The 24,763-nt window shown below is 60.9% G+C and carries 20 protein-coding genes; 8 read left to right on the forward strand and 12 right to left on the reverse strand.

Annotation, left to right across the window (positions count from 1 at the left end; genetic code table 11):
* The first annotated feature begins 128 nt into the window (after nucleotides 1-128).
* A complete protein-coding gene (locus tag GKIL_RS14395) occupies nucleotides 129-1,103 on the forward strand; it encodes a molybdate ABC transporter substrate-binding protein (RefSeq protein ID WP_023174421.1) in 975 nt (324 codons plus the stop codon).
* Here the strand turns inward: GKIL_RS14395 and GKIL_RS14400 are convergent.
* From GKIL_RS14400 to bchM, 5 genes are all read right to left on the reverse strand, one after another.
* On the reverse strand, nucleotides 1,100-2,773 hold the full coding sequence (locus GKIL_RS14400; protein ID WP_023174422.1) for a helicase HerA domain-containing protein: 1,674 nt from the start codon (nucleotides 2,771-2,773) through the stop codon (nucleotides 1,100-1,102). The genes GKIL_RS14395 and GKIL_RS14400 overlap by 4 nt on opposite strands.
* A 161-nt stretch (nucleotides 2,774-2,934) precedes the next feature.
* The gene (locus GKIL_RS22790) at nucleotides 2,935-5,376 is read right to left on the reverse strand and encodes an SBBP repeat-containing protein (RefSeq protein WP_023174423.1); all 2,442 of its coding nucleotides are present in this window, start codon (nucleotides 5,374-5,376) and stop codon (nucleotides 2,935-2,937) included.
* 121 nt (nucleotides 5,377-5,497) lie between these two features.
* Nucleotides 5,498-7,924, reverse strand: coding sequence for a DUF7948 domain-containing protein (locus GKIL_RS22795; protein WP_187293821.1), 2,427 nt, complete (start codon nucleotides 7,922-7,924; stop codon nucleotides 5,498-5,500).
* A 125-nt stretch (nucleotides 7,925-8,049) separates the two neighbouring features.
* On the reverse strand, nucleotides 8,050-8,742 hold the full coding sequence (locus GKIL_RS14415) for a response regulator (RefSeq protein ID WP_023174425.1): 693 nt from the start codon (nucleotides 8,740-8,742) through the stop codon (nucleotides 8,050-8,052).
* 65 nt (nucleotides 8,743-8,807) lie between these two features.
* On the reverse strand, nucleotides 8,808-9,473 hold the full coding sequence (bchM, locus tag GKIL_RS14420) for a magnesium protoporphyrin IX methyltransferase (protein ID WP_023174426.1): 666 nt from the start codon (nucleotides 9,471-9,473) through the stop codon (nucleotides 8,808-8,810).
* 121 nt (nucleotides 9,474-9,594) lie between these two features.
* On the opposite strand from bchM, the gene GKIL_RS14425 reads away from it, so the two are divergent.
* The 3 genes from GKIL_RS14425 to GKIL_RS14435 are packed head-to-tail and all read left to right on the forward strand — an operon-like array spanning nucleotide 9,595 to nucleotide 14,090.
* Nucleotides 9,595-11,262, forward strand: coding sequence for an FAD-dependent oxidoreductase (locus GKIL_RS14425; RefSeq protein WP_023174428.1), 1,668 nt, complete (start codon nucleotides 9,595-9,597; stop codon nucleotides 11,260-11,262).
* Nucleotides 11,262-12,644 carry an ATP-binding protein gene (locus GKIL_RS14430; protein WP_023174429.1) on the forward strand — a complete coding sequence of 461 codons (1,383 nt, stop codon included), beginning with the start codon at nucleotides 11,262-11,264 and terminating at the stop codon, nucleotides 12,642-12,644. The genes GKIL_RS14425 and GKIL_RS14430 overlap by 1 nt, the downstream gene beginning before the upstream one ends.
* 12 nt (nucleotides 12,645-12,656) lie before the next feature.
* Nucleotides 12,657-14,090: a sensor histidine kinase gene (locus GKIL_RS14435; protein ID WP_023174430.1), complete on the forward strand. Its 1,434-nt coding sequence runs from the start codon at nucleotides 12,657-12,659 to the stop codon at nucleotides 14,088-14,090.
* A 34-nt stretch (nucleotides 14,091-14,124) separates the two neighbouring features.
* Here GKIL_RS14435 and GKIL_RS14440 read toward each other — a convergent pair whose 3' ends face one another.
* Nucleotides 14,125-14,409, reverse strand: coding sequence for a BrnA antitoxin family protein (locus tag GKIL_RS14440; protein WP_023174431.1), 285 nt, complete (start codon nucleotides 14,407-14,409; stop codon nucleotides 14,125-14,127).
* Complete coding sequence (locus GKIL_RS14445) at nucleotides 14,390-14,680, reverse strand: BrnT family toxin (RefSeq protein WP_041244805.1); 291 nt, start codon at nucleotides 14,678-14,680, stop codon at nucleotides 14,390-14,392. The genes GKIL_RS14440 and GKIL_RS14445 overlap by 20 nt, the downstream gene beginning before the upstream one ends.
* Nucleotides 14,681-14,906: 226 nt before the next feature.
* On the opposite strand from GKIL_RS14445, the gene GKIL_RS14450 reads away from it, so the two are divergent.
* A complete protein-coding gene (locus tag GKIL_RS14450; RefSeq protein WP_023174433.1) occupies nucleotides 14,907-15,302 on the forward strand; it encodes a hypothetical protein in 396 nt (131 codons plus the stop codon).
* On the opposite strand, the gene GKIL_RS14455 is transcribed toward GKIL_RS14450, so the two are convergent.
* On the reverse strand, nucleotides 15,272-15,847 hold the full coding sequence (locus tag GKIL_RS14455; protein ID WP_041244806.1) for a GNAT family N-acetyltransferase: 576 nt from the start codon (nucleotides 15,845-15,847) through the stop codon (nucleotides 15,272-15,274). The two genes, GKIL_RS14450 and GKIL_RS14455, sit on opposite strands and share 31 nt — an antisense overlap.
* Nucleotides 15,848-16,203: 356 nt before the next feature.
* Between GKIL_RS14455 and aroB the strand changes: the two genes are divergently transcribed.
* The gene (gene aroB, locus GKIL_RS14460) at nucleotides 16,204-17,289 is read left to right on the forward strand and encodes a 3-dehydroquinate synthase (RefSeq protein WP_023174435.1); all 1,086 of its coding nucleotides are present in this window, start codon (nucleotides 16,204-16,206) and stop codon (nucleotides 17,287-17,289) included.
* Between the two features lie 6 nt (nucleotides 17,290-17,295).
* Here the strand turns inward: aroB and GKIL_RS14465 are convergent, their stop codons facing one another.
* Together GKIL_RS14465 and GKIL_RS14470 are read right to left on the reverse strand one after the other, a co-directional pair.
* Nucleotides 17,296-18,030, reverse strand: coding sequence for a pentapeptide repeat-containing protein (locus GKIL_RS14465; RefSeq protein WP_023174436.1), 735 nt, complete (start codon nucleotides 18,028-18,030; stop codon nucleotides 17,296-17,298).
* A gap of 56 nt (nucleotides 18,031-18,086) precedes the next feature.
* Nucleotides 18,087-19,364, reverse strand: a complete 1,278-nt coding sequence (locus GKIL_RS14470) for a polysaccharide deacetylase family protein (protein WP_023174437.1) — start codon at nucleotides 19,362-19,364, stop codon at nucleotides 18,087-18,089.
* 50 nt (nucleotides 19,365-19,414) lie between these two features.
* On the opposite strand from GKIL_RS14470, the gene cysE reads away from it, so the two are divergent.
* Complete coding sequence (cysE, locus tag GKIL_RS14475) at nucleotides 19,415-20,185, forward strand: serine O-acetyltransferase (protein ID WP_023174438.1); 771 nt, start codon at nucleotides 19,415-19,417, stop codon at nucleotides 20,183-20,185.
* On the opposite strand, the gene GKIL_RS14480 is transcribed toward cysE, so the two are convergent.
* Together GKIL_RS14480 and GKIL_RS14485 are read right to left on the reverse strand one after the other, a co-directional pair.
* Nucleotides 20,182-22,914, reverse strand: coding sequence for a glycerol-3-phosphate acyltransferase (locus GKIL_RS14480; protein WP_023174439.1), 2,733 nt, complete (start codon nucleotides 22,912-22,914; stop codon nucleotides 20,182-20,184). The genes cysE and GKIL_RS14480 overlap by 4 nt on opposite strands.
* An 84-nt stretch (nucleotides 22,915-22,998) precedes the next feature.
* Nucleotides 22,999-24,114 carry a 3-deoxy-7-phosphoheptulonate synthase gene (locus GKIL_RS14485; protein WP_023174440.1) on the reverse strand — a complete coding sequence of 372 codons (1,116 nt, stop codon included), beginning with the start codon at nucleotides 24,112-24,114 and terminating at the stop codon, nucleotides 22,999-23,001.
* Nucleotides 24,115-24,203: 89 nt separating this feature from the next.
* Between GKIL_RS14485 and GKIL_RS14490 the strand changes: the two genes are divergently transcribed.
* Nucleotides 24,204-24,761, forward strand: coding sequence for a Uma2 family endonuclease (locus GKIL_RS14490; protein ID WP_023174441.1), 558 nt, complete (start codon nucleotides 24,204-24,206; stop codon nucleotides 24,759-24,761).
* The last annotated feature ends 2 nt before the right edge of the window (nucleotides 24,762-24,763 follow it).

The raw sequence follows: 24,763 nt of genomic DNA on the forward strand, positions 1-24,763 counted from the left end.
GTACTATTGTCCATTAGAAGCGCGACCAGAACCAGGACGAATGACGGTAATCGAAGTTTGTCCGCTCAATGTTCTAATAGGCTCAGTCGTTATGGAGCCGGATTCTGATAGTGCGGGGAAGCGGTACTGTGCGCTGGCCGTTGCTGTTATTCGTCGTTGCTGCTCTCGCCTGGCGGGGTATTCTGCCCGGTGCTGCCGCTGAGCAGGGCGTGACGATTCCTGAAAATAGAGACGATGATCTGCGCGTCTTCTACGCCGATGGCCGTCTGGTTAAAGGTGCTGCCGCCCTGCAGAAGATGGCGAGCGACGCGGAACTGGTGCTCTGGTTAGCCGGGAACCAGTACTTTGTGATGGAAGATCTCATCCACCGTTTTCAGCAGGACCACCCCGGCCTCGATGTGGGCGTAGTCACCCTGCCGGACGGGCTGCTTTTTAAAGCCATCCAAGCAGGCGGATTCAGTTACGCCGGCGCGGCCTATCCTGGCAAACCCGACGTTTACGGTACGGTCGATCTGGGGAACCTCAAAGTGCTCAAGCAGGCGGGACTGGCCGATCGCTACTTGATCTACGCCCACAACGAACTGGAGATCATGGTGGCGAAGGGCAATCCAAAAAAGATTGCAAACCTGGAGGACATGCTGCGGCCCGGCATTCGCACCTCGATGCCCAACCCGGTCAACGAAGGGATCATGAAGTACGCCCGGCCCGTGCTCGAACGACACCACCTCTGGCAGGCACTCTCCGGCGGCAAAGAGTGCATCGCCTGCCAGAGCACGCCCAGCAACTGGTTTACCGCCGTCCACCACCGCGAGACCCCCGAGCGCATTGTCACTGGCTTATCAGACGCCGGTATCGTCTGGAAGACCGAGACCCTGGAGGCGATCCGCACGGGCCGGGCGGTAGAAGGAGTGGCCCTTCCGGCTGCCGATAGCCGTCGCGATGAGGCAATCTACGCCGCCGTCCCCCTGCTAACTGCTAAACACTCCCAGGCCGCAAGCCAGTTCGTGAGCTTCGTCGGCTCCCCTGCTGGTACGTCTATCTACACCCGCTTCGGTTTCGTCGCTGCCGGCCCTGCCGAGGCCCAGCTGAGCGCGATTCCCTAGAAACCTAGATCCTGATTGGCCAGCTCTGCTTCGCGAAACAGCTCTTCGTCGCCCATCTCCGCCGGGTCGGGGTTGCCCACTTCCTTGTAGAATTGCTCGTCGTAGGAGCGGGTGCGCACGACCACCGGCATCGGTACGGCGTAGCCCAGGATCAACGTCTGCTGTTTGGGATCGAGCTGGGCGAGCACCGTGCGTAGGGTCTGGCCCCCTGAGACGCCGGTAAAGACCGCGTCGATATCTTTGTCGTCGTTGAGCAGGGCCGTGATCCGGGTGCCCAATTGGCTCATCACCTCGTTGTCGATGCCGGAGGGGCGCTGATCGACCACCAGCAGGGTCACGAAGTACTTGCGCATCTCGCGGGCGATCGTGCCGAAGATCGTCTGCCTGGCGGTCTTGGGATCGAGAAACTTGTGCGCCTCTTCGATCGTGATGATGAGTTGCCGGGGCTTGTCGCTGGGCTTTTTGGTCTGCAGGTACTGCTCGGCCTTGCGGACGTAGGCTTCGTGGATGCGGCGGGTGAGAATATTGGCCGCCAGCATGTAACTTAGAAGCGATCCCTGGGAGCCAAATTCGACGACGACGTTTTTGCCCGCCGAGAGTTGATCGAGAATTTCGCCGATGTAGTTGCCGGGGCAGACTGGCTTGATGTAGCGCAGGTCCTGCAATCTCAAGAGCTTGCGCTGCAGGGCGATCGTCGAACCGAAGTGCGCCCCCTTGTTTTCGCAAAATTCCTGCAGCTCGCCGCCGCTCATGCTGAGCAGGGTGCCGATCCAGTTGCGCTGAAATTCGTGGCGCAGAATGTTAGCGTTCTCGATGCTCGCCTCCGAGAGATTGAGTTCACCGCGAATGAGCGAGAGATCTTCCACTTCGATCTGGTCGTAGGAGATATAAAGCTCTCGGGCGTCGCGCACCCCCCGCCTGCGGGTCGAATCGGGATCGAGGGTATACATCTGCACCTGCCCCGGAAACAGTTGCCGCAGACCCTTGACCGTCGAGACTTCCTTGCCCTCCCTTGCAGCTTCCCAGCCGTACTCCGAGTGCATGTCGAAGATCAAGTTGACCGCCGCCTGCTTTTTGATCACCCCCGAAAGAATCAGGCGGGTCAAAAACGATTTGCCGGTGCCGGACTTGCCAAAAATACCGTTCGATCTTTCGACGAAGCGCTCGAGGTCGAGGCAGACCGGCACATCCATGTCGAGGGGCTGACCGATGTAAAAGTTCTTTTTTTCGAGATTTTCTTCGGAGCCGAAGACCATCTGAAAGTCGTAACTCGTCGCCTCGTGGACCTGAGAAAAGTGCGAGGGGATCGTCTTCACCGGTCGCAATTCCGACTGGCCGCCGATGGTCTCGAACATCAGCATCGGCGTCAGTTGCACCGTGCCGAAGGTGCTGGTACCGGCCAGCACCTCAAAAAGAAAATCGTCCTCGGGCGCGGGCGGGTTCATCAAGATCTTGGGGCTTGCCGTGCCGAGGGTCACATCCGTGAGCATCGAGAAGAACCGGGTGCGCCGCCCGTAGACGACGCAGAACTTGCCCACCCGCATCTCCTCGACCGAGACATCCGGGTTGAGGCGGACCTCCAGACCTTCGCTGAGCGATCCCTGCACCACTGTGCCCATCGGCTTGGCTGCACCGGGCTGGGGAAACTGATTCGGAAACTGGTCCGCCATGGTCACCTGCTCACGTTCCGCTAATTGTAGCGTGTGCAGGCAAAATCACACTAGCTGTACCCTGTATATTGCCGGGGGTTGCCCCCAGCCAGCTTCAGCAAGCCAGAGAAACCGCAGGGAAGCTCTGCTTGGAGCATGTGAAATTCGCGCACCAGTCGCTCTCAGGGCGTAACCGTAAAAGCAGTGGGACTCTGGGCTTTGCCGAAGGGCACGTACACGTCAATCTTGGCAGTTGTTGCTCCCGTCGGGACAGTAACCACCAGTTGGGTGTCCGAGACGATGGTGAAAGGAGCCTTCTTACCGTTGGCAAAGTAGACATAGGATGTCTTCGAGAAGCCAGTGCCGGTGAGGGTAATCGCTGTTCCGACGGAGCCACTCGCAGGAGAAAAGCTGTTAACTAAGGGTGTGGAGGGGTTGATCTTTGTGATGAAGGCGTCGAGATTGCCCTTGCGTGTTCCCTGCGGAGCACCGGGAGTGGCTGGGAAGTCTGCGGAAGCAGTAAACCCAGTTGCGTAAGCATTGCCTGCGCCGTCTACTGTAAGGCCGTAGCCGACATCGTTGCCTCCGCCTTTGAGGAGGGTAGAAAAAGCAAGCGCAGAGCCAGTGGGGTTTAGTTTGCTCACAAAGATATTGTCATTCGCTGTATCTGGACTGAAGTAAATGGGATTGACCAGCGGGAAATTGGTGGAATAGGTTTCACCGATCACGAAGGCATTGCCAGCCCCGTCCAGCACAATGGTAGAGCCATAGTCAGTACCACTACCTCCCAGATAGGTGGAGTAGACCAAGGCAGTTCCCGCCGCATTCAACTTCGACACGAAAACATCCGTAGTACCACCTAATTTGGTCTGTCGTGCGCCGGGTGTGGTCGGGAAGTTGGAGGAATAGGTGTATCCAGTTGCGTAAGCATTGCCCGCACTGTCCACAGCGATGCCATTGCCATAATCAGTGTTCCCGCCTCCCAGATAGGTGGAGTAGACCAGAGCAGTTCCCGACGCATTCAACTTCGATACAAACACGTCGAGGTCACCACTGAGTTGAGTTTGCGGTGCATCGGGAGTAGTTGGGAAGTCGATAGCATCGGTGTAGCCGGTCACGTAGGCATTTCCCGCACTGTCTACTACCAGGCTTTTGCCATAATCGCCATTCTCACCTCCTAAATAAGTGGAATAGACCAGGGCAGTTCCCGATGCATTCAACTTCGCTACGTATGTGTCGTAGGAGCCAGCAGATTGAGCCTGTAGGGCACCAGGGGTCGTCGGGAAGTTATCGGAAGAGGTATAGCCGGTCACATAGGCGTTGCCCGCATCGTCCACGGCGACGTCGTAGTTGAACTCATCGTACCTGCCTCCCAAATAGGTGGAGTAGACCAGGGCAGCTCCCGCCGCGTTCAACTTCGCTACGAACGCATCGAAGTAAAAGCCACCGCTAATGGATTGAGTCTGCAATGCGCCAGGAGTAGTCGGGAAGTTGGTGGAATTGGTAAAGCCAGTCACGTAGGCATTGCCCGCATTGTCCACTGCAATGGAACGGCCGTAGTCAGCGTTCCCGCCTCCCAGGTACGTGGAGTAGACCAAGGCGGTTCCCGCTGCGTTCAACTTCGCCACATACGTGTCGATACCACCACTGGATTGAGTCTGAAGCGAACCGGATATGCTCGGGAAGTTGGTAGAAGCGGTTTGGCCGGTTACATAAGCATTACCGCCCCCATCCACTGCGACGGCGTAGCCATATTCGTCGCTATCGCCCCCTAGGTAGGTGGAGTAGGACAGCACCGGGTCGATGATTAACGTTCTATCCTGCCTACGTCCTTGTACTGCAAAACCTACTGTCTGCGCGTCCAGTTGCACATATCGACCCTGCAACTGCCTCTTACTGCCGGAACCGTACTCGTTGATTACAGGCGGCAACTGCCGAATTTGTCCCGCTTCGCTGTTGACGACTAGTCCGCCTTGCTTGTCGATGAAGACGCGCTGTGCTCCACTGAACCGTAAGCGGATGCGGCTCGGATCTGCTTTCGGTGCTACCACAAAGTCGTACTCTAGCTGCCCGTGCTCACTGTGGTAGATCAGGTCAACGCCAGGATACACACCCTTGCTTTCGACACGAGCATAGGTAGCCACATCGGTGTGCCACTGGCTTGGGTCGTTGCCTTTCAGATAGTTGACCTTGCCTGGCAGGGCATCAATTCCTGCTAACTGTGCCTGACTGTTGGCTCCCAGCAGTTGCATCTGTACCAATGCAGTCTTTGTGTTTGTCTTTGGACGCAAGCGGGAAGGTTGGATTTTACCCTTGTCTTTGGTCAAGCCCGGTGTAGCGGACTGAAAAGCAAACAGTGCCTCAGTCGGCAGCAAAGCCACTCTGTAGCCACCTGTACGCGCCAGAAAGCGCACAGCAGCAGGTGCTTGACCGACGTTGGGCTCGAAACTCACAGGCAACTGGCCGTACTGCTGATGAGCAACGCTCAGCTTCTCAGCCGAAGCAGGTACTGGTGCAGGAGAACTCTTTACCGCTACGACTGGTGGCAGCGGCGCAGAAAGAACCTGGGTCTGGGACAAGAGAGTAGCGACACTGAAAAAAGCAGCAGCGCGGCGGTAGAACATGGGGAGACCTCGGTAAACAGAATCGTGCGCATTATAAGAGAACCACTTGGAGCCCAGTCGGTAACCTGCAAAACACTTTACATCTTGTAAGCAGAGCCAATGCGCATCAGCTGTCAACTGCTCAAGGGGTGATAGTGAAAGCGGTAGGACTTTGCGCTTTGCCGAAGGGCACATACACGTCGATCTTGGCAGTTGTTGCTCCGATTGGCACAGTAACGACTAGTTGCGTGTCTGAGACGATGGTGAAGGGTGCCTTCTTACCGTTGGTGAAATAGACGTAGGAGGTCTTCAAGAAGCCGGTGCCGGTGAGGGTAATGGTGCTACCAACTGGGCCGCTGGTCGGAAAGAAGCTGGTGATCAAGGGCGTCGAGAGGCTGATCTTGGTTATGATTACATCGCTGTAGCCGCCCTTGAACGTTGCCTGCGGAGCACCAGGAGTTACTGGAAAGGTTGGCCCGGCATAGCCCGTTACGTAGGCGTTCCCCGACTTGTCTATTGCCAGGCTATATATGTACCCACTGTTTTTGAGATAGCTAGAGAATAGTAAGCCGGAGCCTGTAGCATTCAGCCTACTGACGAAACCGCTACCGCCGCCAGTGTAAATACCGTTAACTGTTGGGAAGTAGGTTGAGTCGGTGAATCCGGCCACATAAGCATTGCCTACTTCATCCACCGCTATGCCAAAGCCATAATCAGTGCCATCGGCACCCAGGTAGGTAGAGTAGACAAGAGCAGTGCCCGTTTCGTTCAGCTTCGTCACAAATGCGTCGTAGGGAACACCGCCGCTATACCGAGGCTGGCGCACACCCGGCGTGGTCGGGAAGTTAGCTGACGAGGTGGAGCCAATCACATAAGCATTGCCCACTGCGTCTGTTGCTATTGCCGAGGCAAAATCTGTATCCTTACCCCCCAGGTAGGTAGAGTAGACGAAAGCTGTGCCCGTTGCATTCAGTTTCGCCACAAACCCGTCTAGGTAACCACCGCCATACTGAGTTTGTAGCGCACCGGGAGTCGTCGGGAAGTTTGGGCTTGTATAGGTTTCAATGTTAGTCTCACCAGCGACATAGGCATTGCCAGCGTTGTCTATTACGATGCTCTTTCCAGTTTCCTCTGCCCCACCCCCGAGATAGGTGGAGTAGACAAGGGCAGTACCTGTTGTGTTCAGCTTCGTCACAAATGCGTCCTGGATGCCACCGCCAAACTGGGTCTGTGCTGCGCCGGGTGTGATTGGGAAGCCTGTTGAAGAGGCTTCTCCGGTCACATAAGCATTACCAGAAGTATCCAGTGCTATGCCATAGCCTACGCCATAACTGCCTGCCAGATAGGTGGAATAGACAAGAGCCGTGCCCGTCGCGTTCAGCTTTGTCACGAACGGACCGATAGCACTATTAGTCTGCAGTGCGCCGGGTGTAGTGGGGAAGTCACTTGACTGGGTAAAGCCAGTCACATATGCATTGCCAGCCTTGTCCACTGCTATGCCATAGCCGGAATCCCTATCACCGCCGCCAAGATAGGTAGAGTAGACAAGAGCGGTGCCCGTTTCGTTCAGCTTCGTCACGAATGCGTCTTTTGCGCTGGTAATGACGTTACTCTGGTTCTGCACTACACCGGGCGTGATTGGGAAGTCTGTTGAAGAGGTTTCTCCGGTCACATAAGCATTACCAGAAGTATCCAGTGCTATGCCATAGCCATAGTCATCGTTGGTGCCCCCCAGGTAGGTGGAGTAGCTGAGCACTGGGTCGATCACTAACTGCGCTCCTTGCTCACGCCCTTCTACCACGAAACCTACCGTTTTACTGTCGAGCTGCACATAGTAGCCCTTTAGCTGCTGCCTGTGCCCGGCTTTGTTTTGATAGACCACAGGCGGCTTCTGGTGCAGTTGACCGGCCACGCTCTGGACTATTAGAGCACCCTGCTTATCGATGAACACACGCTTGGCTCCCGCAAAGCGCAACTTGATCTGCTCTATTTGCGCTCCTGGTGCTACAACAAAGTCGTACTCCAGCTGCCCATGCTCGCTGTGGTAAATCAAGTCGATACCAGGATACACACCCTTGCTTTTGACACGACCATAAGTTGCCACATCGGTATGCCACTGGCTCCGGTCGTTGCCTTTTAGATAGTTCACCTTGCCTGGTAGAGCGTCGATTCCTTCTATCTGTGTCTGGCTATTGGCTCCTACCAGTTGCATCTGTACCAGTGCCGTCTTCGTCGAGCGAGGGGGAAGCTGTTGCTTATCCCTGCCCCTGGTAAGGGCTGGAGTTGCGGAGTGAAAAGCAAACAGCGCTCCTGTGGGTAGCAAGGCTACTCTATAACCGCCTGTACGAGCAAGGAAGCGCACAGCAGCAGGTGCTTGACCAACATTCGGCTCAAAGCTCACAGGCAACTGGCCGTACTGCTGGCGGGCAACGCTCAGCTTCTCAGCTGAAGCAGGGGACATAGCAGGAGGACTCTTTACCGCTACGACTGGCAGCGGTGCGGAAAGAACCTGGGACTGAGCAAGAAGGGCAACGGCAGCAAAAGCGGTGGCAACCGGACGCAAGAGCATGGGGCACCTAAGCGAGTGTGGTGCCCGCATTATAGGGATGCACACTACAGCCGGGTCGGTAACCTGCAAAACACTTTACATCTTGTAAGCAGGACAAACCGCTTTGAGACAGCTTTGTGGATGTCCTACCGTACCAGACCCGTCCGCAGCGCAGTTACGGCTGCCTGGGTGCGGTCGTCGGCGCAGAGTTTGCTCAGGATATTGCGTACATGGGTCTTGACTGTTCCGACAGTGATGAATAATTCGTCGGCGATGTCCTGATTGGAGTGGCCCTCGACGATGTGCTGCAGCACCTCCAGCTCGCGCTCGGTGAGGGGCGAAGCTTCGAGAATCTGGGTGAGTTCTGGTCCCGCCGCTTCGATCTGCACGGTACTGCCGACCTCCCCGCCGGGTTGGCCGCGCACCTGGGTGAGTACCGTGCGGGCTATCGAAGGATCGATCCAGCTGTTGCCCTCGCGCGTCGTCTGCAAAGCGGTGAGCAAATCGGCAGAACCGATATCTTTCATACAATAAGAGTCGGCCCCGGCAGCGAAGGCGGCAAGAACGACCTGATCGTTGTCGCGCAGGGTGAGAATGAGTACGCGCACGTCAGGATCGTCGCTTTTGAGGCGGCGGGTCACCTCGATACCGTCGATATCGGGTAGACCGATATCGACGATTGCAACATCGGGATTCTGGGCATGGACGACGCGCAGGCCGTCTGTACCGTTGGCCGCCTCGCCTACCAGCTCTACATCCTGGTGCTGCTGGAGGGTCATCCGCATCCCGGCGCGGGTTAGATCATGATCTTCGATAAGTACAACTCGAATCGGAGACATAGCTTTCTGCTCCCGATACCACCTACAGGTTCATGGTAGTCCGGGTGGTGGGCAAAGCGGGGGGACTAACGCCCGGTCATCAGCAGCCTTGCAAAGTAGAATTTGTCGTCGATCGCTGCCCGGCGAACAATTTTCCAGCCCTGCCGGAGCAAGATCGCTTCGATGTCTTCGCTGCGGTGCTGGTAGGCGCGGGTGGTCTTGTTTGCCCCTGGAAAAAACTCGCCGACTTTTTTGAGGGCAGCAAACAGCAGCGTCTTGGGGGCATAGGTGATGAGCAGGTGTTCCCCTGCCAGGGAGCTGAGATGGGCGAGCATCTTTTCGACCTGGGCAAGCGGGTAGTGGATGAGCACATCCAGACAGATCACGATGTCGTAGTGGCCGCCGATGCGCTCGAGTTCGAGCACCTCGAAGTGGGGGTTGTCGGGCGGAAGTTGCAATTGCTGGCGGCGGTGGCTCGCTTCGAGGATCATCTTCTCAGAAATATCGGTGGCAAGGACCTGGGCTCCGCGCTGGGCAAGCGGCAGGCTCAAACTTCCCAGTCCGCAACCGGCATCGCAGATCGACTTGCCGGAGATATTGCCCAGCCAGTCGAGCACCCGGTCGCAGGTGCGCTGGTGGCCCACCCGAATCGAATGCTGGATGCGGTTGACGGCCTCATCGCCGTAGATCCGCTTCCAGCGCTCGAAGCCGGTGTTGTTGAAGTAGTCGCGGACGATCAGCTTTTCTTCCATGGGGGATATTTTAGGTTATTTCGACGGGCCAGAGGGTTCAGCAATTATCGAGGCTGTCGTTTGCCGGAACAGTTGGCTACCTTGAGAAAGTAAGCCGTGCAGTCTCTGGCGGAGGAGAACCATGCCCAAACCCGTCATCCTCGCTGTCGATGACGACCCCGATGTGCTGCAGGCAGTCTCCCGCGATCTGCGCCACCAGTACGGCGAGCGCTTTCGGATCGTGCGCGCCGACTCCGGCAGTGCTGCGCTGCAGGCGGTGGAGCAACTGGCCGAGCGCAACGAGACGGTGGCAATTTTTCTGGTCGATCAGCGGATGCCCCAGATGAGCGGCGTCGAGTTTCTGGAGCGGGTGATCGAGCGTGCGCCACAGGCCAAGCGCGTCTTGCTCACCGCCTACGCCGACACCGAGGCGGCGATCCGCGCCATCAACAATGTCCGGCTCGACTACTACCTGCTCAAGCCCTGGGATCCGCCGGAGGAGCGCCTCTATCCGGTGCTCGACGATCTATTGGACGATTGGCTCGCGGCCTTCAAGCCGCCCTTCGAGGGCATCCGCGTCATCGGCAACCGCTGGTCGGCAGAGTCGCACCAGGTCAAAGATTTTTTAGCCCGCAACCAGGTGCCCTACCAGTGGATGGACCTCGACCAGGACGAGGAAGCGCGGCGGCTATTCAGCAGCGGCGAGACGGCCAGTGGGGTGCAGCGGTTGCCGGTGGTGCTCTTTACCGACGGCACCCGCCTCTGCCGGCCTTCTAACCTGGAGATGGCAGGCAAGCTCGGTCTGCGCACCCAGGCGGAGCGGCCCTTCTACGATCTGGCGATCGTGGGCGGTGGACCGGCGGGACTGGCGGCGGCGGTCTACGGGGCTTCGGAGGGGCTAACGACGGTGATGATCGAGCGGGAGGCACCCGGCGGTCAGGCCGGTTCCAGTTCGCGCATCGAAAATTATCTGGGCTTTCCGGTGGGCCTGAGCGGGGCGGACCTGGCCCGCAGAGCCGCCATTCAGGCGCGCCGCTTTGGGGTCGAAATTCTTTCTCCCCAGTCGGTGGTGGACGTGCGCATTCAAGATCCGTATCGGATCGTCAAACTCAAGGACGGCAGCGAAATTAGCTGCCACGCGCTGCTTATTGCCACGGGCGTCTCCTACCGCAAGCTCGACGTGCCGGGGATCGCAGAACTCACGGGCCGGGGGGTCTACTACGGGGCGGCGCTCACCGAAGCCCTCGCCTGCTCGAACGAAGAAGTCTACGTCGTGGGCGGAGCCAATTCGGCGGGCCAGGCGGCGATGTATTTTTCGCGCTATGCCCAGAATGTGACGATGCTGGTGCGCGCCGATTCGCTTACCCAGAGCATGTCCCAGTACCTCATCGATCAGATTGCCGCCACCAGCAACATCGCCGTGCGCACCTGCACGAGCGTCGTCGAGGTCAAAGGCCGCGAGCGCCTCGAAGCGCTGGTGTTGGCGAACGCGGTGAGCGGCGAACAGGAGACCGTCGATGCCACTTCGCTCTTTATCTTTATCGGGGCCAGTCCCCAGACCGACTGGCTTGAGGGGGTGGTCCAGCGCGACCGCCAGGGATTTATTCTCGCGGGGGCCGATCTGCTCACCGGCGGCCAGCGCCCCAAAGGCTGGTCGCTCGAACGCGATCCGTTCTTGCTGGAGACGAGCGTGCCGGGCATCTTTGTCGCTGGCGATGTGCGCTACGGTTCGGTCAAGCGCGTCGCCTCCGGCGTCGGCGAGGGGGCAATTGCTGTCCAGTTCATCCACCGCTATCTCAGTAAAGTCTGATGCTCCACGATCCCGAGCAACTTGAGTTGTTTCCAAAGCTCAGCGACGACGAGGTGCAGCGCCTGGCTGCCCACGGACGCCCGGTCGAATTTGCCCCTGGCGAGCTGCTTTTTAAAGAAGGCGATCCGGCCTGCCACTTCTACGTCGTGCTCGAAGGGCAGGTGCAGATCACCAAGCGCATCCACGGCAAAGAAAAGATTCTCATCACCCACGGGGCGGGCGAATTTACCGGCGACCTGCCGATGTTTGTGAGTGGCACCGCCACCGTCACCGCCCGCGCCATCGTCCCCAGCCGCGTGCTCGAAATCGAACTGGCGGCCTTCCGCCAGGCGCTGGCCGATTGTTCGCCGGGGGCCGCCTCGATTCTCACGGCGATGGCCGCCCGCGCCCAGGATCTGGAGACCCAGTTGCGCCATCAGGAGAAGCTGGCGGCCCTGGGCAAGCTCTCCGCCGGTCTTGCCCACGAACTGAACAATCCCGCCGCCGCCGGTCGCCGGGCCGCCCAGCAGTTGCGGGAGGCGCTACTCGCTGTCCAATCGCGGATGCTGGATGTCTGCGAGGGGCTTTTTCCGCCCCCCCAGCGGTTGCTCCTCGTCGAATTGCAGCAGCAGGCCCTCGCCCACCGCCTCGGGGCACCCCGGCTCGCCCCCCTTGAGCAGAGCGACCGCGAGGACGCCCTGGCCGACTGGCTGGCCGACCACGAGATCGCCGACGGCTGGAAGCTTGCCCCGACTTTAGTGACCTCGGGCATCGGCCCCGACCAGCTTGCCCCTCTAGCCGACCAGTTGCCTGGCCTGGCATTTCCCGAGGCGCTGCGCTGGTTGAGTGAGACTTTGAGCCTCACCGGGCTGGTGGACGAAGTCGAGCAGAGCACGGCCCGCATCTCCCAGCTCGTCAAGGCGATCAAGTCCTACACCTACATGGATCAGGCTCCCCTGCAGGAGGTCGATGTCCACGAGGGCATCGAGAACACGCTCACGATTCTCCACCACAAACTCAAGTACGGCGTTACGATCGTCCGTGAGTACGCTGAAGATCTGCCGCGCCTCTGCGCCTATGGCAGCGAACTCAACCAGGTCTGGACCAACCTGATCGACAATGCGATCGATGCGATGAACGGCAAGGGCCAGATCACGATCCGCACCTCCCTCTACCCGGATACGGTCCTCGTCGAACTCATCGATACTGGCAGCGGCATTCCCCCGGACATCCAGCCGCGCATCTTTGAACCCTTCTTTACCACCAAAGGGGTGGGCCAGGGTTCCGGCCTCGGCCTCGACATCGTCCGCCGCATCGTCGCCCACCATCGCGGATCGATCCGCGTCGAATCCCAGCCGGGCCACACCCGCTTCAAAGTCTGTCTGCCCATTCGCCAACCTTGAGCCACACACGCCATGGAACTCATTAACCACGATTCTCCTCAGCCGGCAGTCCTTGCCACCGAGGAACTGCGCCGGGTACCACTGTTTGAGAATCTGCCGGAGGACCAGCTGTGCTGGCTAATCCGCCAGGGCCGCCTGCGGCTGCTCGACACGGGCGATATTGTGCGCGCTCAGGGGACGCCCGCCGATTACGTCTTCGTGCTGCTCGACGGTGCGATTCAGATTGTCAAGAAAAAAGGCAATCAAGAAATTCTACTTGTCACCCACACCGAGCGCACTCTCTTCGGTGAGTTGCCGGTGCTCACAGGCGATCCCCATTACTGGGCAGAGGGCCGCGCCCTTGCCCCCAGCCGCATTCTTGAGCTGGACAAGGAAGATTTTTGGGAGCTTTTGTCTAGTTGCCGCTGTGTGACGACGGTTATTCTGCGCACGATGGCCCAGCGGATGCAGGAGGTGCAGGCGCTCGCCCAGCAGCGCGAACGGCTCATCGCCCTCGGTACCCTCGCCGCCGGTCTGGCCCACGAACTGAATAACCCCGCCTCAGCCGCGCGGCGGGCCGCCTCTCAATTGCGCGGCTCCTTTCAGAAGTTGCAGCCCGCTGCCCTCAAGCTCTGCCGCTACGCCAAAGACGAAGAGAAGCAGGCGGTGCTGAACGTCCTTGAGCAGGAGGTCGTCGAGCGGGCCACCGCCGCCCTTGCCCTCGATCCGATCACCCGCAGCGACCGCGAGGAACAACTGGCCGACTGGTTGCGGGAGCACAACATCGCCAACAGCTGGAATCTCGCCTCGACCCTGGTGGGGGCGGGCCTCGATACCGACTGGCTCGTCGCTCTGACGGGCCGCATCGCTCCGGAGTCGCTTCCCAGCGTCCTCAACTGGCTGGAAGTCACCCTCGACGGCGTTGGCCTGCTCAACGAACTCGAGCACTGTACCGAGCGGGTCTCCACCCTGGTGCAGGCGGTCAAAGATTACTCCTACCTCGATCAGGCTCCTTTGCAGGAGATCGATGTCCACGAAGGGCTCGAAAGCACCCTCACCATGCTGGGCCACCGCCTCCGCAACGGGATCGCCATCTGCCGGGCCTACTGCGATTTGCCGCGCATCACCGCCTTCGGCAGCGAACTCAACCAGGTCTGGACCAACCTGCTCGACAACGCCATCGACGCCGTGCAGGACAGAAGCGATCCCTGCGTGTGGCTTCGCACCAGCCGCGAGGACCGCAATATCCTCGTCGAGATTACCGACAACGGCCCCGGCATTGCCGCCGACGTTCTGCCCCACATCTTCGAGCCCTTCTTTACGACCAAAGATATCGGCAAGGGCACGGGCCTCGGACTGCACATCAGCTATCGCATCGTCGTCGAACAGCACAGAGGTGATATTCGCGTTCACTCTGCTCCTGGCCGCACCTGCTTCCAGGTCCGCCTGCCCATTACCCCAGGCTGAACCGGCTGTTTTGCCTGTAGGCTTTCAGGGAGTCTTACAGCTGATGCTGGGCGATATATTCCCGCAGCGCCCGGTTGATGCTGGTCTGGTAGCCCTCACCTTGAAGATGGTTGCGTTTGAACCAGTCGATCAGATCGGCGTCGAGCCGCAGCGTAATCTGCTGCTTGATCGGGCGATAAAACAAGCCGCGCCGGGCAGCGCTCCAGTCTCCAGTCGCCTCTGGGATGAGATCGGTGCGGATAGGTCTGTCCGCTGCCGCCAGGGCATCGATCTCCGCCTGTACTTCTGGCGGCACAGGGTTAGAGTGTTCCTTCTTCATAAGCCCTCCGCTCATAAGGAGTTGCCTCGCGGGCACTAATGATTCTGCCTGTCTCTTCACCAGTATCCGGATCAGGGTCCGGCCAGGTATGCACGACGAAAATAGTCATGTTGCCGATCATGCCAATGGTCTGCCAGCGCTCCTCGTGTGGGTATGGATCAGGGCGACTCACCGCCAAAAGATCGCGGAAAACATACTGTGCACTTTCAAAACTTAAGCCGTGATCGCACTTATTGGTTCGGTTCTTCTCATTGTCCCAGGTCCACGCCAAAAACATCCCCTACACCAGAGTAGCTACATGATCGTAGCTACCGTTATCCCTTGTCAAGGGAGACATTCGCGTTCACTCCGTTCCCGGTTGTACCAGCTTCGAGGTGCGCCTGTCCATCACTCCAGGCTGAACCGACCGGATCCTCCCCCAGTCTCTATCTAAAGAAAGAATGGCTGTTTCCACTCGCATCGGCCATCTTAGAAACAGACAATGGGAGGCCCAAGCAATGAAAAGTGTACTGGCTGCCCTGGCGACCGCAGCGCTGCTTGCTGCTGCACCGACTGCCCTCTTTGCCCAGACAGGCGAACCGGGCAAGTCCGGTCCCGAGATCGACCCCAATCAGGTGCAATTTCCAGAAAAGTGCCGGGCGCTCACCAGTCCCGACATCACCGACCCGCTCAACTACAACAATCTCACCGACGCTGAAAAGATGCAGCGGGCCAAAAGTACGAGTCTGAGCAAGCCCATCGTCACAACGACCAACCTGGCAGATCGCCCGGAGGTCGTCAGCCGCTCCGACGAGGGATTGCTCATCGATCCGCCCAGCGGCTACACTGCCACTCCGACCCCGAGCAAGCCGGGGCCGGATGTCTACTGTTTCCCGAGCGCCTTCCGGCAGTAGTCTGAACATGACAGCCGATAGAGCACATGGCGTCGGAGGGGATGGCCTGATGGTAACAGCGGATGATCGAAGTCGTCCGCTTCTGAATGGTTCATGCCCAACCGCTCCATCACGCGCCGCGAGCGACGATTGGCCGGTACGGTGAAGGAGACAATTTCAGAAAGGCCCAATCGCTCGAACCCACAGGCGAGGGCGGCTCTGGCCGCTTCGGTGGCGTAGCCCTGGCCCCAGTAATCGAAGGCGAGCCGCCAGCCCACTTCGACGCAGGGGGTGAAGGGGGCGCTAAATCGCGGCACCGAGAGGCCGACGTAACCAATAAAATCGGCTCTACCCGGCACCTCGACTGCCCAGAGACCAAAGCCCCGCTGGGCAAATTGCTCGCGGATGCGCCCGGCCATAGCGTCGCTCGCCTGCCGATCGAGGCGACCCGGCAGGTACTCCATGACCTGCGGATCGGCGTTGAGGTCAGCAAAAGGCGCAAGATCGCTCTCCCGCCAGGCGCGGAGGATCAACCGCTCGGTGACGAGCTTGAGAATTGGACCCATCGCAATAATTTCTAGGTAGACGAAGGCCATTAAACGTCAGATCAAGGCAGCCCTACGTCCCTTGCAGAAGAAAAATAAGACAAATCTGAAACCGACGTCACTTGGCCCGATGGCAGCCCAGTTACAGTGAACCCCCCCTCTTCTCCTCTGCCCGGCGGGGCAGGGGAGGAGAGCGGGGGGCAGGGGGGGTGTGGAGGGGTGGGGACGGTTTTAGCAAGTACCCAAAAGCAAAAGAACAACCGACTCCCAAAAATCTGATTCCTCCACTCCAGCCCAAAACCTGATGCTTATTTAGCTTCGTCTACTTAGAAAGCCAGCGCTACACTCAATAGTGCGCGATTTTACAAGTTGCTCCGATGATTCGCATTCCGGTTGCCCTGCCCTCCAGCCACTACGACATCCGCATCGAACCGGGCGGGCTCGATCAGCTGGGAGCGGCCCTCCTGGATCTGGGCAAGGCGGACCGGGTGCTGGTGGTGAGCAACCCGACGATCTTGAAGCACTACGGCGCACGGGTGCAGCGCTCGCTCCTGCAGGCAGGTTTTGAGAGCGCCAGTCTGGCTCTGCCCGCCGGTGAGCGCTACAAGACCTTGCGGACGGTCGAACGCATCTACCAGGCTGCCCTCGACTGTCGCCTGGAGCGCTCCAGCATCATCGTCGCCCTGGGAGGAGGGGTCATCGGCGATATGACCGGTTTTGCCGCCAGCACCTGGCTTAGGGGCGTCCGGGTCGTTCAGGTGCCGACGACGCTACTTGCCATGGTCGATGCAGCGATCGGCGGCAAGACCGGCGTCAACCACCCGCAGGGCAAGAATCTGATCGGTACTTTTTATCAGCCCAGCCTGGTGCTGGTCGATCCGGACGTGCTCGCCACCCTGCCCCGGCGCGAGCGGCGCTCGGCGATGGCCGAGGTGATCAAGTACGGCGTCATCTGGGATGCGGAACTGTTCCGCTGGCTGGAGACGCTCAGCGATCTCGACCGGCTGGAGCCGGCCCAGCTTACCCGGATCCTCGTGCGCTCCTGCCAGACAAAGGCGGAAGTGGTGGTGCGCGACGAGCGCGAGGGCGGCCTGCGCGCCATTCTCAACTACGGCCACACCGTCGGCCACGCCATCGAAAGCGTCACGAACTACCGCCGCTACCTGCACGGCGAAGGAGTTGCCCTCGGCATGGTGGCAGCGGGCCGTCTGGCGGCGAACCTGGGCCTCTGGTCCGCGTCGGAGGCAGCCCGCCAAGAAGCACTGATCGCTGGAGCCCACCTGCCGGTGCGTTGGGCAGGCGACATTGCCACCGACGCTCTCATCGAGCGGATGCAGACCGACAAAAAAGTGGTCACAGGCCGCGTGCGCTTCGTGCTGCCGGAGGCGATTGGCCGGGCCAGCATCGGTGTCGAGGTACCCGAGGCTGTCCTGCGCTCTGTGCTGGACAGCCTGGCAGACTGAGAACTGCTATTCGTCTTCTTCGACGATCCGGGAGGCAAAAACGCCGTTATCCGGCTCGCTGGCAGAAGCGGCTGGCGCGGGGGCTGCCGAGGCAACCAGGACCGGCTCGGGCCGGTAACGATCGAGGCCCAGGGCACCGCGCTCGAAGAGGCGCTGTCCCAGTTCGGGATCGATGTCGCTGCGGTAGAAGTCCGCTCCCTGCACCTGGGTGCTCTCGGCGAGAACGGCTCCGCCCAGGGCAGCCCGGCTGAGGTCGGCATCGGAGAGAGTCGCCGATTCGAGCTGTACCTCTGTGAGCGTGCTGTCGCGCAGAACCGCTCCGCTGAGATCTGCACCGCTCAGATTCGCACCGCTGAGATCCGCGTAAGAAAGATCCGCTCCCCGGAGGTTGCTCTGGGCAAAATCCACCCCGCGCAGGTTGCTGCGCGAAAGGTCTGCCCCTTCCAGATTCGCCCCGCTCAGGCTGGCCGCTTCGAGGTTGGCATCGCGCAAACGGGCACCCCTGAGAGCGGCATTGCTGAGGTTGGCACCGATGAGGTCGGCGCGGGAAAGATCCGTTCCATTGAGATCCGCACCGCTCAGATCTGCCAGAACGAGGTGGACGCGGGCCAGATTGAGCCCGGCCAGATTCGCCCCGGCGAGGTTCGCCCGCAGCAGATCCGCCCCGTCAAAATCGATAGTGTCGGCCTGACCGCTGCGAATGCGGTCGATCAGGGTTTGTTTTTTAGAAAGCTGACTCATGTTTTTGTCCTGTCCATGCGCTTTGCAATTATAGTCTCACTGGCCGGTGAAAACCTTCAAGCCGAAGGCAGGGTGGCCCGTGCCCACCGCAGACATTGAAGCGCTTGCTCGGCCCAAAAATCGCTGTCCCAGTACACAAAACAACTGGTCTCACAAAGAAGCAGGGCCCGTTCAGCCACAGCAAGCGCCTGAGCGGGCGGCAATTTTTGCGAGCGCAACTGTGCCAGGTCAAAGCTCAACTGCTCGACCCCTGCGAGAATCTGCTGCCTGCGGGTGCCCGCCTGCCAGCTCTGGTGGCCGCCGATCCAGGAGCCGCCCTCCGCCTTTAGGCGCACTGTGCTGGTAGGACCGTCCGGTAGATAGCGATCGATATACTCACTCACCGTCAAAAAGGCGATGTCCGGCCACTCCCCCCGCCGCTCGAACAGCGGCGCAAAGCCCTGAGAAAAGTACTCAAACATCATCACGTTGCCGTTCTCGCCGTCGGAGGTGGGCACCACCAGTGCCGGTAGACTGGCCCCGGTGCCGCGCAGTGCCTCGCCCCGGTGGCGGGTACCGTCGATGCAGCCTTCGGCGGTCTGACCGCTCTGCTGCCGGATGCCCATCTCGGTGTCGCGCACGACGCAGCAGATCTCCTCGCGCTCACCTCCAACTTCAATCACCAGGCGGTGGACCTGATTTTCCAGTTGCTCGCGGCGACTGTCTGTCGGCAGGGCAAGAGCTGCCGCAGGCAAGATGAGCCACTCGTAGCCGCACTTTTTAAGGAGCCGCACAAAGCGCAGCGCTCCTTCGCCGTCACCCATCATTCCCATCTCCGGCAGCCAGAAACCCCGCACCCGCCCCAGTGCCGCTTCGCCGAACAGTTCAGAATAGACGCGCTGCCACTCGCGGATCTGCGCTTCGTGATCGCGCTCGGGGGTGGCCGGAAAGTAGCAGTGGCTGTAGGCGGTACCGGCCACCTCGATCGCTTCTGGATAATCCGTGAGTGCCTGGCGCAATAGACCAACCACGTCGCCCAGCGCTTCATCCTGCACCCAGGTGCCGGCAAAGGTGCCGTCGCTTGAGAGGCGGGCCAGCTCCTCCAATAGCACCCCCGAATAGTCGAGCATCAACCGGGGAGCCAGCCCCCGCTCCGCCAGATTCAGGACATAGCGCGCCGGATTGACGTAGGCGCGGGCGAACCAACCGGCATTCCAGCGCTCCTCAGAATTTTCTGGCCCGGCCAGCATCTTTGCCAGGTTGCCGGTGAGGCGCGCACTGGAGCCTTCTCCCACCCAGATTGGCGGCTGGTGCATGTGCAGCCAGGGAACGAACACGGCGGTTGGCTGTATCATCGCTTACACACCCACAGATCCAGCCTGCTTGCCCGGCTGGAAGGCTTAAGATGAGGGTACACCCTGGGTATTACCTCGGCGAAGCTGTGTACAAAGCTCTGGTCCATTTTGGCGCGACGATCCGGGACGATTTTCGGGCGGCCTTCGAGAAAGATCCGGCGGCCCGTTCCTGGCTTGAAGTTGTTACCTGCTATCCAGGATTGCACGCGATTGCCGTCCATCGCGTCGCCCATCTACTCTACCAGCGACGACTTTTCTGGCTGGCCCGCCTGCTCTCGCACCTGGCCCGCTGGCTCACCGGCATCGAGATTCACCCCGGTGCCACGATCGGCCCCGGCATCTTCATCGATCACGGCATGGGCGTGGTGATTGGCGAGACGGCGATCGTCGGTCGCGACGCCCTCATCTACCAGGGCGTCACCCTGGGCGGCACCGGCAAGCAAAAGGGCAAGCGCCACCCCACCCTGGGCAACGATGTCGTCGTCGGGGCTGGGGCAAAGGTGCTGGGCGACATCGAGGTGGGCGACAACACCCGCATCGGTGCCGGCTCGGTCGTCCTGCGCTCGGTACCGAGCGACTGCACGGTGGTCGGTGTGCCTGGCCGCGTCGTCTACCAGGCTGGTGAGCGCATCGACCCGCTCGCCCACGGTCAGGTGCCTGACCCGCTCGCCGACGTTATCCGCACCCTCGTGCGCCGTATCGACGAACTTGAAACCGAAATCCAGCAGTTGCGCGGCGACAAGGACGGCACTCCCGCCGCCCCCGTCTGCTCAATTCAGTCGCGGGTTCTCGAAGACTTTTTGCACGGCACGGGAATCTAACCGAGAATTTCTATCCTGCCGCTGCTGCCGTCCACCCGCACCCGCTGTCCGTCGCGCAGGCGCACGGTCGCTCCGGCAACGTTCATCACCGCCGGTAGGCCGTACTCGCGGGCGATGATCGCTCCGTGGGAGAGTTTGCCCCCGACTTCGCTCACGATCGCCGACGCCTGGGCAAGTAGCGGTGCCCAACCGGCGTCGGTGTAGGGCACGACCAGCACGGTCCGGGTATCGAGGCGGGCGCTGGCGTTGAAGGTATGTAGCACGCGCACGGTGCCTTCTACCTGGCCCCGGCTCGCGGCGATGCCCCGCAGGTTATCGGCAGTTTCTACAGTTGGTGAGACTTCCTCCGGCATCTGCATCCCGTAGACGATCTGGGGTACGCGGCGCTGGCGCTGGTGCTCGAAGGCAGCCCGGCGCTCAGCCACCAGTGCCGCCGGATTCGCCTCAAGTCGCCCATCTACCAGGGCACGGACTTCTTCTTCGCCCAAAAAGAAAATGTCGCCCGCTGCCCGCAGCACACCCGCCTCGCGCCACTGCGCTTCGAGGGCGACGAAAGTCCAGCGCAGGTGAGCAAGCAAGCGGTCGTACCCTTCGGCCACCCTGGCGCGGGTGCGCGCACGGCGGCGCACCAGACGGCGGCGCAGGCGATCGAGAGCGGTGCGGGGTTGGGAACGGACGGCGAGCGGGCGCGGAATCTGCACCATCGCTATAAAAAGTTCGCGGACAGTTTCCGGGTGCTCGCGCCAGGTGGGAACGGCAATGTCGGTGCCCACCTCGCTCAGGTAGCCGTAGCGCTCGATGAAGGCAGCGAGCTTTGCGTCCCTATCGAAGGCGGTCGGCTCCAGGCGCGCTTCGCTCGCCAGTTCCCCCAGCTCGCGCACCGCCTGCACTTCAGCGCTCGCCTCCTCCCCCAGCCAGTCCTCGGGTACCGCCAACAGCGCTCGTCTGAGCGCCAGGCCCAGGGGCGCGAGGATATTGAAGTAGGTGACGAGGCGCAGGCCGACGACGATCCGCTCGGCGCGCCCGATGAGCTGTCCGGGGGTGAGCGCCTCCGGCTTTTCTGCCGCCAGTCCCGCCAGCAGCGGTGCGAGCACATCTTGATCGATGACTCGAAAATCTTTCTCAAGCTCCAGATCGCGGCCTGCCAGCCGCAACAAACCCGGCAGGTTGGCCATCACACTCGTGAGGGGCGGACGAGAGAAGCGGCTGCCCCGGTAGAGAAAATCGAGGCTCTCCGGCGGCAGGCCCATGCGCTGGAAGATCTCGGTAAGCAGCGTGGCGTTGAAGTAGGCCCAGCCCTCCAGGAGCGTCGCCGTCTGGTTGAAGTCGATGCCCCGCGCCCGCCCGCCCAGAACGATTTTGAAGATCTCGCCCCAGACGCCGCAGGTGAGGGGCTGATTGATCGACCAGGTGAGCGGTCGGATCGTGCCGGGGATGACTTCGGCGGCGATCGTGCGCGTCCAGACCGGCTGCAGGGTCGTGATGGGCCGCGCCTGGAGAACCCAGATCCGCTCGCCGTCGAAGGTCCATTCGATGTCCTGGGGTTTTCCAGCAAAGCAGCGCTCGACCGCCAGAGCCACATCTCTCAGCGCTTCGAGCACGTTCGCTGGAATCTCGCCTGTCGGGACGGCAGTGTCGCTGCGATCGACGATGGCCCGCAGGGGGGTGATCTGGCCGCCCACCACCGCCGCTGCCCCGCCCGCCACCGCTTCGACAACCAGGGCTTCATCGCCGCTTACCGGGTCGCGGGTAAAGACGACGCCCGAATACACCCCCTGAATCTGGGGCTGGACGAGGACCGCCATCGCGCTCTTTTCGATCCCCCGATCGCGGCGGTACTGAACCGCTGCCGGTGCGTCGTGGCTGGCGCGCACCTGATCGACCGCCGCCAGGAGTTCTTTAGCCGTGGTCAGATTGGCGACGCTCAAATATTGACCGGCGGCAGAAGCAGTGCTGCCATCCTCGCCGGTGGCCGAGGAGCGGGCGATCCAGGGCCTCTGGGCGCTGGGGAAGACAAGGGCAAGCAGCGCTTCGGCGGCTTTTCCTGCCGGAAGCACCCAGCCTGCGGGTGCGCAAACCCCGGCCCGCCTGAGCTGCGCTAGGTTCGCCGCCTTAAAACCTGCCACCTCGGGATCGAGGGGCTGATCGAGGTTCAACACTGTGTTCCACTGTTCGCGCTCCATGTCATCCGGCAGCCGCACCAGCGCATATCCCAACCACAGCGCGAGCAGAGCTGCCGCCGCTGTTACCGGCAACGAGCCGCTCTGCCCGTAAAAGACGAGCGGCAGGGCGATGAGTGTCGCGAGCTGCGACCGCCGCCGTCCCCTTCTGCCGCGCCAGATCACCAGAGGCACCAGCCAGATCAAACCCACCAGATACGTGACCGTCGGCGCGTAGACGAGGAGTCCCCAAAAAGCGTTCGTCACCCCCGCTCCCCGCCCCAGCCAATAGCGGCCCGCCACCAGGGCGCTGAGCGCCAGAAGCGGCCAATCCGGCTCCCCCGCCACGCCGCTTGCGATCAAGACGACGACGATGCCCCTCGCCGCTTCAGCTAGAGCCGCGAGGATTCCCACCCACCGGCCAGCGTGAATAAACGCCGCTGAGACGCCGACGTTGCCCGTGCCCAGGCGACGCAGGTCCTTACCTGTGAGGGCGCGCACCAGCCAGCCGCTCAGGGGCAGCCCTCCCAGCAAAAAAGCGCCAGCGAGCAACAGAACCGGCAGCACCACGGCAATTCGTTCTGAGTGACACCTGCCTCACACTAGCTCAGCTTCCGGTGCTATCTGGGCCGCAGCAGGAGTAAGCGATTACTCTCAACCGCCAGTTGAGCGCCGTCGGCCCGCCGAGCGGTACAGAAGTTGCAGCAACTGCTCGGTTTCCTCCCAGCCGATGCAGGCATCGGTGATGCTCTGGCCGTAGCAGAGGCGGGTGCCGTCCCCCAGTTCCTGCCGCCCGGCAACGAGGTGGCTCTCGATCATCAAGGCGGCGATCCGGCTATCGCCCTCGCCGATGCGGGAGGCCAGTTGTTCGCCCACCGTCAGCTGCAGGCGGTGGTCCTTGCCGCTGTTGGCGTGGCTGCAGTCGATCATCAAGCGCTCGGTAAGCCCCGCCTTTGCCAGAGCCCGGCAGGCATCATCGACCTGAGCGGGCAAATAGTTGGGGCCATTCTTGCCGCCGCGCAGGATGATGTGGCAGTCCGGGTTGCCGGCGGTGACGATGATCGCGGTTCTCCCCTCGCGGGTGTGGGACAAAAACTGGTGGCCGCGCCGGGCGGAGAGCACCGCCTCGATGGCGACGGCGACATCCCCGGCGGAGTTGTTCTTAAAGCCCACCGGGCAGGAGAGGGCCGAGGCGATCTGCCGGTGGACCTGGCTTTCGACCGTCCGCGCCCCGATTGCTCCCCAGCTCACCAGATCGACGATATATTCCGGCGTAATCGGATCGAGAAATTCGGTGGCGGCGGGCAGCCCCAGCCGGGCAATGTCGAGGAGCAGTGCCCGAGCCAACTCTAGACCTTCGCCGATCCGGCAACTGTTGTCGAGGCCGGGATCGTTGATGAGCCCCTTCCAGCCGACGGTGGTGCGCGGCTTTTCAAAGTAGACGCGCATCGCGATCAAAAGCGCGTCCTCGAACTTTTGCGCCAGAACGGCAAGCCGCCGGGCGTACTCGCGGGCCGCCTCAGGGTCGTGTACGGAGCAGGGACCGACCACCACCAGTAGCCGCCGGTCCTCACCGGAGAGCACCTGGCGAATCTGACGGCGACCGGCGCGCACGGTTTTTTGGGCCACAGCGTCTATCTGGCAGCGCTCGCGCAAGGAGGCAGGCGATGGAATTTCGCTGACCGCCAGAATCCGAATATCGTCCAGCGGTTCGCCAGGGTCTGTCGCCTCCATCGCTGCCGGGTGGGACAGCCGCTCGGTCTCGATCATCTTTTTGGCTGAAATCCAGGTATTTTCTTGATTGTAGGCATCCTGGCATAGCGTTGGCTTACTCTGGAGAGAGCCTGCAGGGCAAGCGGATGAACGTTACCGAATTGCGGCCCTGGACGATCGAGGAATACCACCGCCTGATCGCTGCGGGCATTCTCACCAGCGACGATCAGGTGGAACTGCTCGCCGGTCAGATCGTGCAGATGAGCCCCCAGTACCCGCCCCACGCCGCCACAACCCAGCGCACCTTTAACTATCTGAGCAGACTACTGGGCGATCGGGCCTTCCTGCGGATGCAACTGCCCATCACCCTGCTACCGGCTTCGGAGCCGGAGCCGGATATTGCCGTAGTGAAAAGCGATCCGGGAGAGTACGCGGATCGCCACCCGACAGCAGCGGATATTTTTTTGCTCGTTGAGGTTGCCGACACGACGCTCGCCCGCGACCGGACCCAAAAAGCAGCGATCTACGCCCGAGCGGGCGTTGCCGATTACTGGATTCTGAATGTGAATCAAAAACAGGTTTACCTCCTGCGCCAGCCTGCAGGAGACACCTACACTCAGATCTCTACCTGGGTTAGCGGCGCTGCGCTCTCACCGCTGCTTTTCCCGGATGTCAGCATAGACGTGAGCGCACTATTTCCGTGAGC

This window comes from Gloeobacter kilaueensis JS1, assembly GCF_000484535.1.
In the GTDB taxonomy this organism is placed as follows: Bacteria; Cyanobacteriota; Cyanobacteriia; order Gloeobacterales; family Gloeobacteraceae; genus Gloeobacter; species Gloeobacter kilaueensis.

Coding starts and splice junctions, on each gene's coding strand:
- GKIL_RS14400 (WP_023174422.1), bottom strand. CDS start 2,773: ATGGCGGACCAGTTTCCGAATCAGTTTCCCCAGCCCGGTGCAGCCAAG.
- GKIL_RS22790 (WP_023174423.1), bottom strand. CDS start 5,376: ATGTTCTACCGCCGCGCTGCTGCTTTTTTCAGTGTCGCTACTCTCTTG.
- GKIL_RS22795 (WP_187293821.1), bottom strand. CDS start 7,924: ATGCTCTTGCGTCCGGTTGCCACCGCTTTTGCTGCCGTTGCCCTTCTT.
- GKIL_RS14415 (WP_023174425.1), bottom strand. CDS start 8,742: ATGTCTCCGATTCGAGTTGTACTTATCGAAGATCATGATCTAACCCGC.
- bchM (WP_023174426.1), bottom strand. CDS start 9,473: ATGGAAGAAAAGCTGATCGTCCGCGACTACTTCAACAACACCGGCTTC.
- GKIL_RS14425 (WP_023174428.1), top strand. CDS start 9,595: ATGCCCAAACCCGTCATCCTCGCTGTCGATGACGACCCCGATGTGCTG.
- GKIL_RS14430 (WP_023174429.1), top strand. CDS start 11,262: ATGCTCCACGATCCCGAGCAACTTGAGTTGTTTCCAAAGCTCAGCGAC.
- GKIL_RS14435 (WP_023174430.1), top strand. CDS start 12,657: ATGGAACTCATTAACCACGATTCTCCTCAGCCGGCAGTCCTTGCCACC.
- GKIL_RS14440 (WP_023174431.1), bottom strand. CDS start 14,409: ATGAAGAAGGAACACTCTAACCCTGTGCCGCCAGAAGTACAGGCGGAG.
- GKIL_RS14450 (WP_023174433.1), top strand. CDS start 14,907: ATGAAAAGTGTACTGGCTGCCCTGGCGACCGCAGCGCTGCTTGCTGCT.
- GKIL_RS14455 (WP_041244806.1), bottom strand. CDS start 15,847: ATGGGTCCAATTCTCAAGCTCGTCACCGAGCGGTTGATCCTCCGCGCC.
- aroB (WP_023174435.1), top strand. CDS start 16,204: ATGATTCGCATTCCGGTTGCCCTGCCCTCCAGCCACTACGACATCCGC.
- GKIL_RS14465 (WP_023174436.1), bottom strand. CDS start 18,030: ATGAGTCAGCTTTCTAAAAAACAAACCCTGATCGACCGCATTCGCAGC.
- GKIL_RS14470 (WP_023174437.1), bottom strand. CDS start 19,364: ATGATACAGCCAACCGCCGTGTTCGTTCCCTGGCTGCACATGCACCAG.
- cysE (WP_023174438.1), top strand. CDS start 19,415: ATGAGGGTACACCCTGGGTATTACCTCGGCGAAGCTGTGTACAAAGCT.
- GKIL_RS14485 (WP_023174440.1), bottom strand. CDS start 24,114: ATGATCGAGACCGAGCGGCTGTCCCACCCGGCAGCGATGGAGGCGACA.
- GKIL_RS14490 (WP_023174441.1), top strand. CDS start 24,204: ATGAACGTTACCGAATTGCGGCCCTGGACGATCGAGGAATACCACCGC.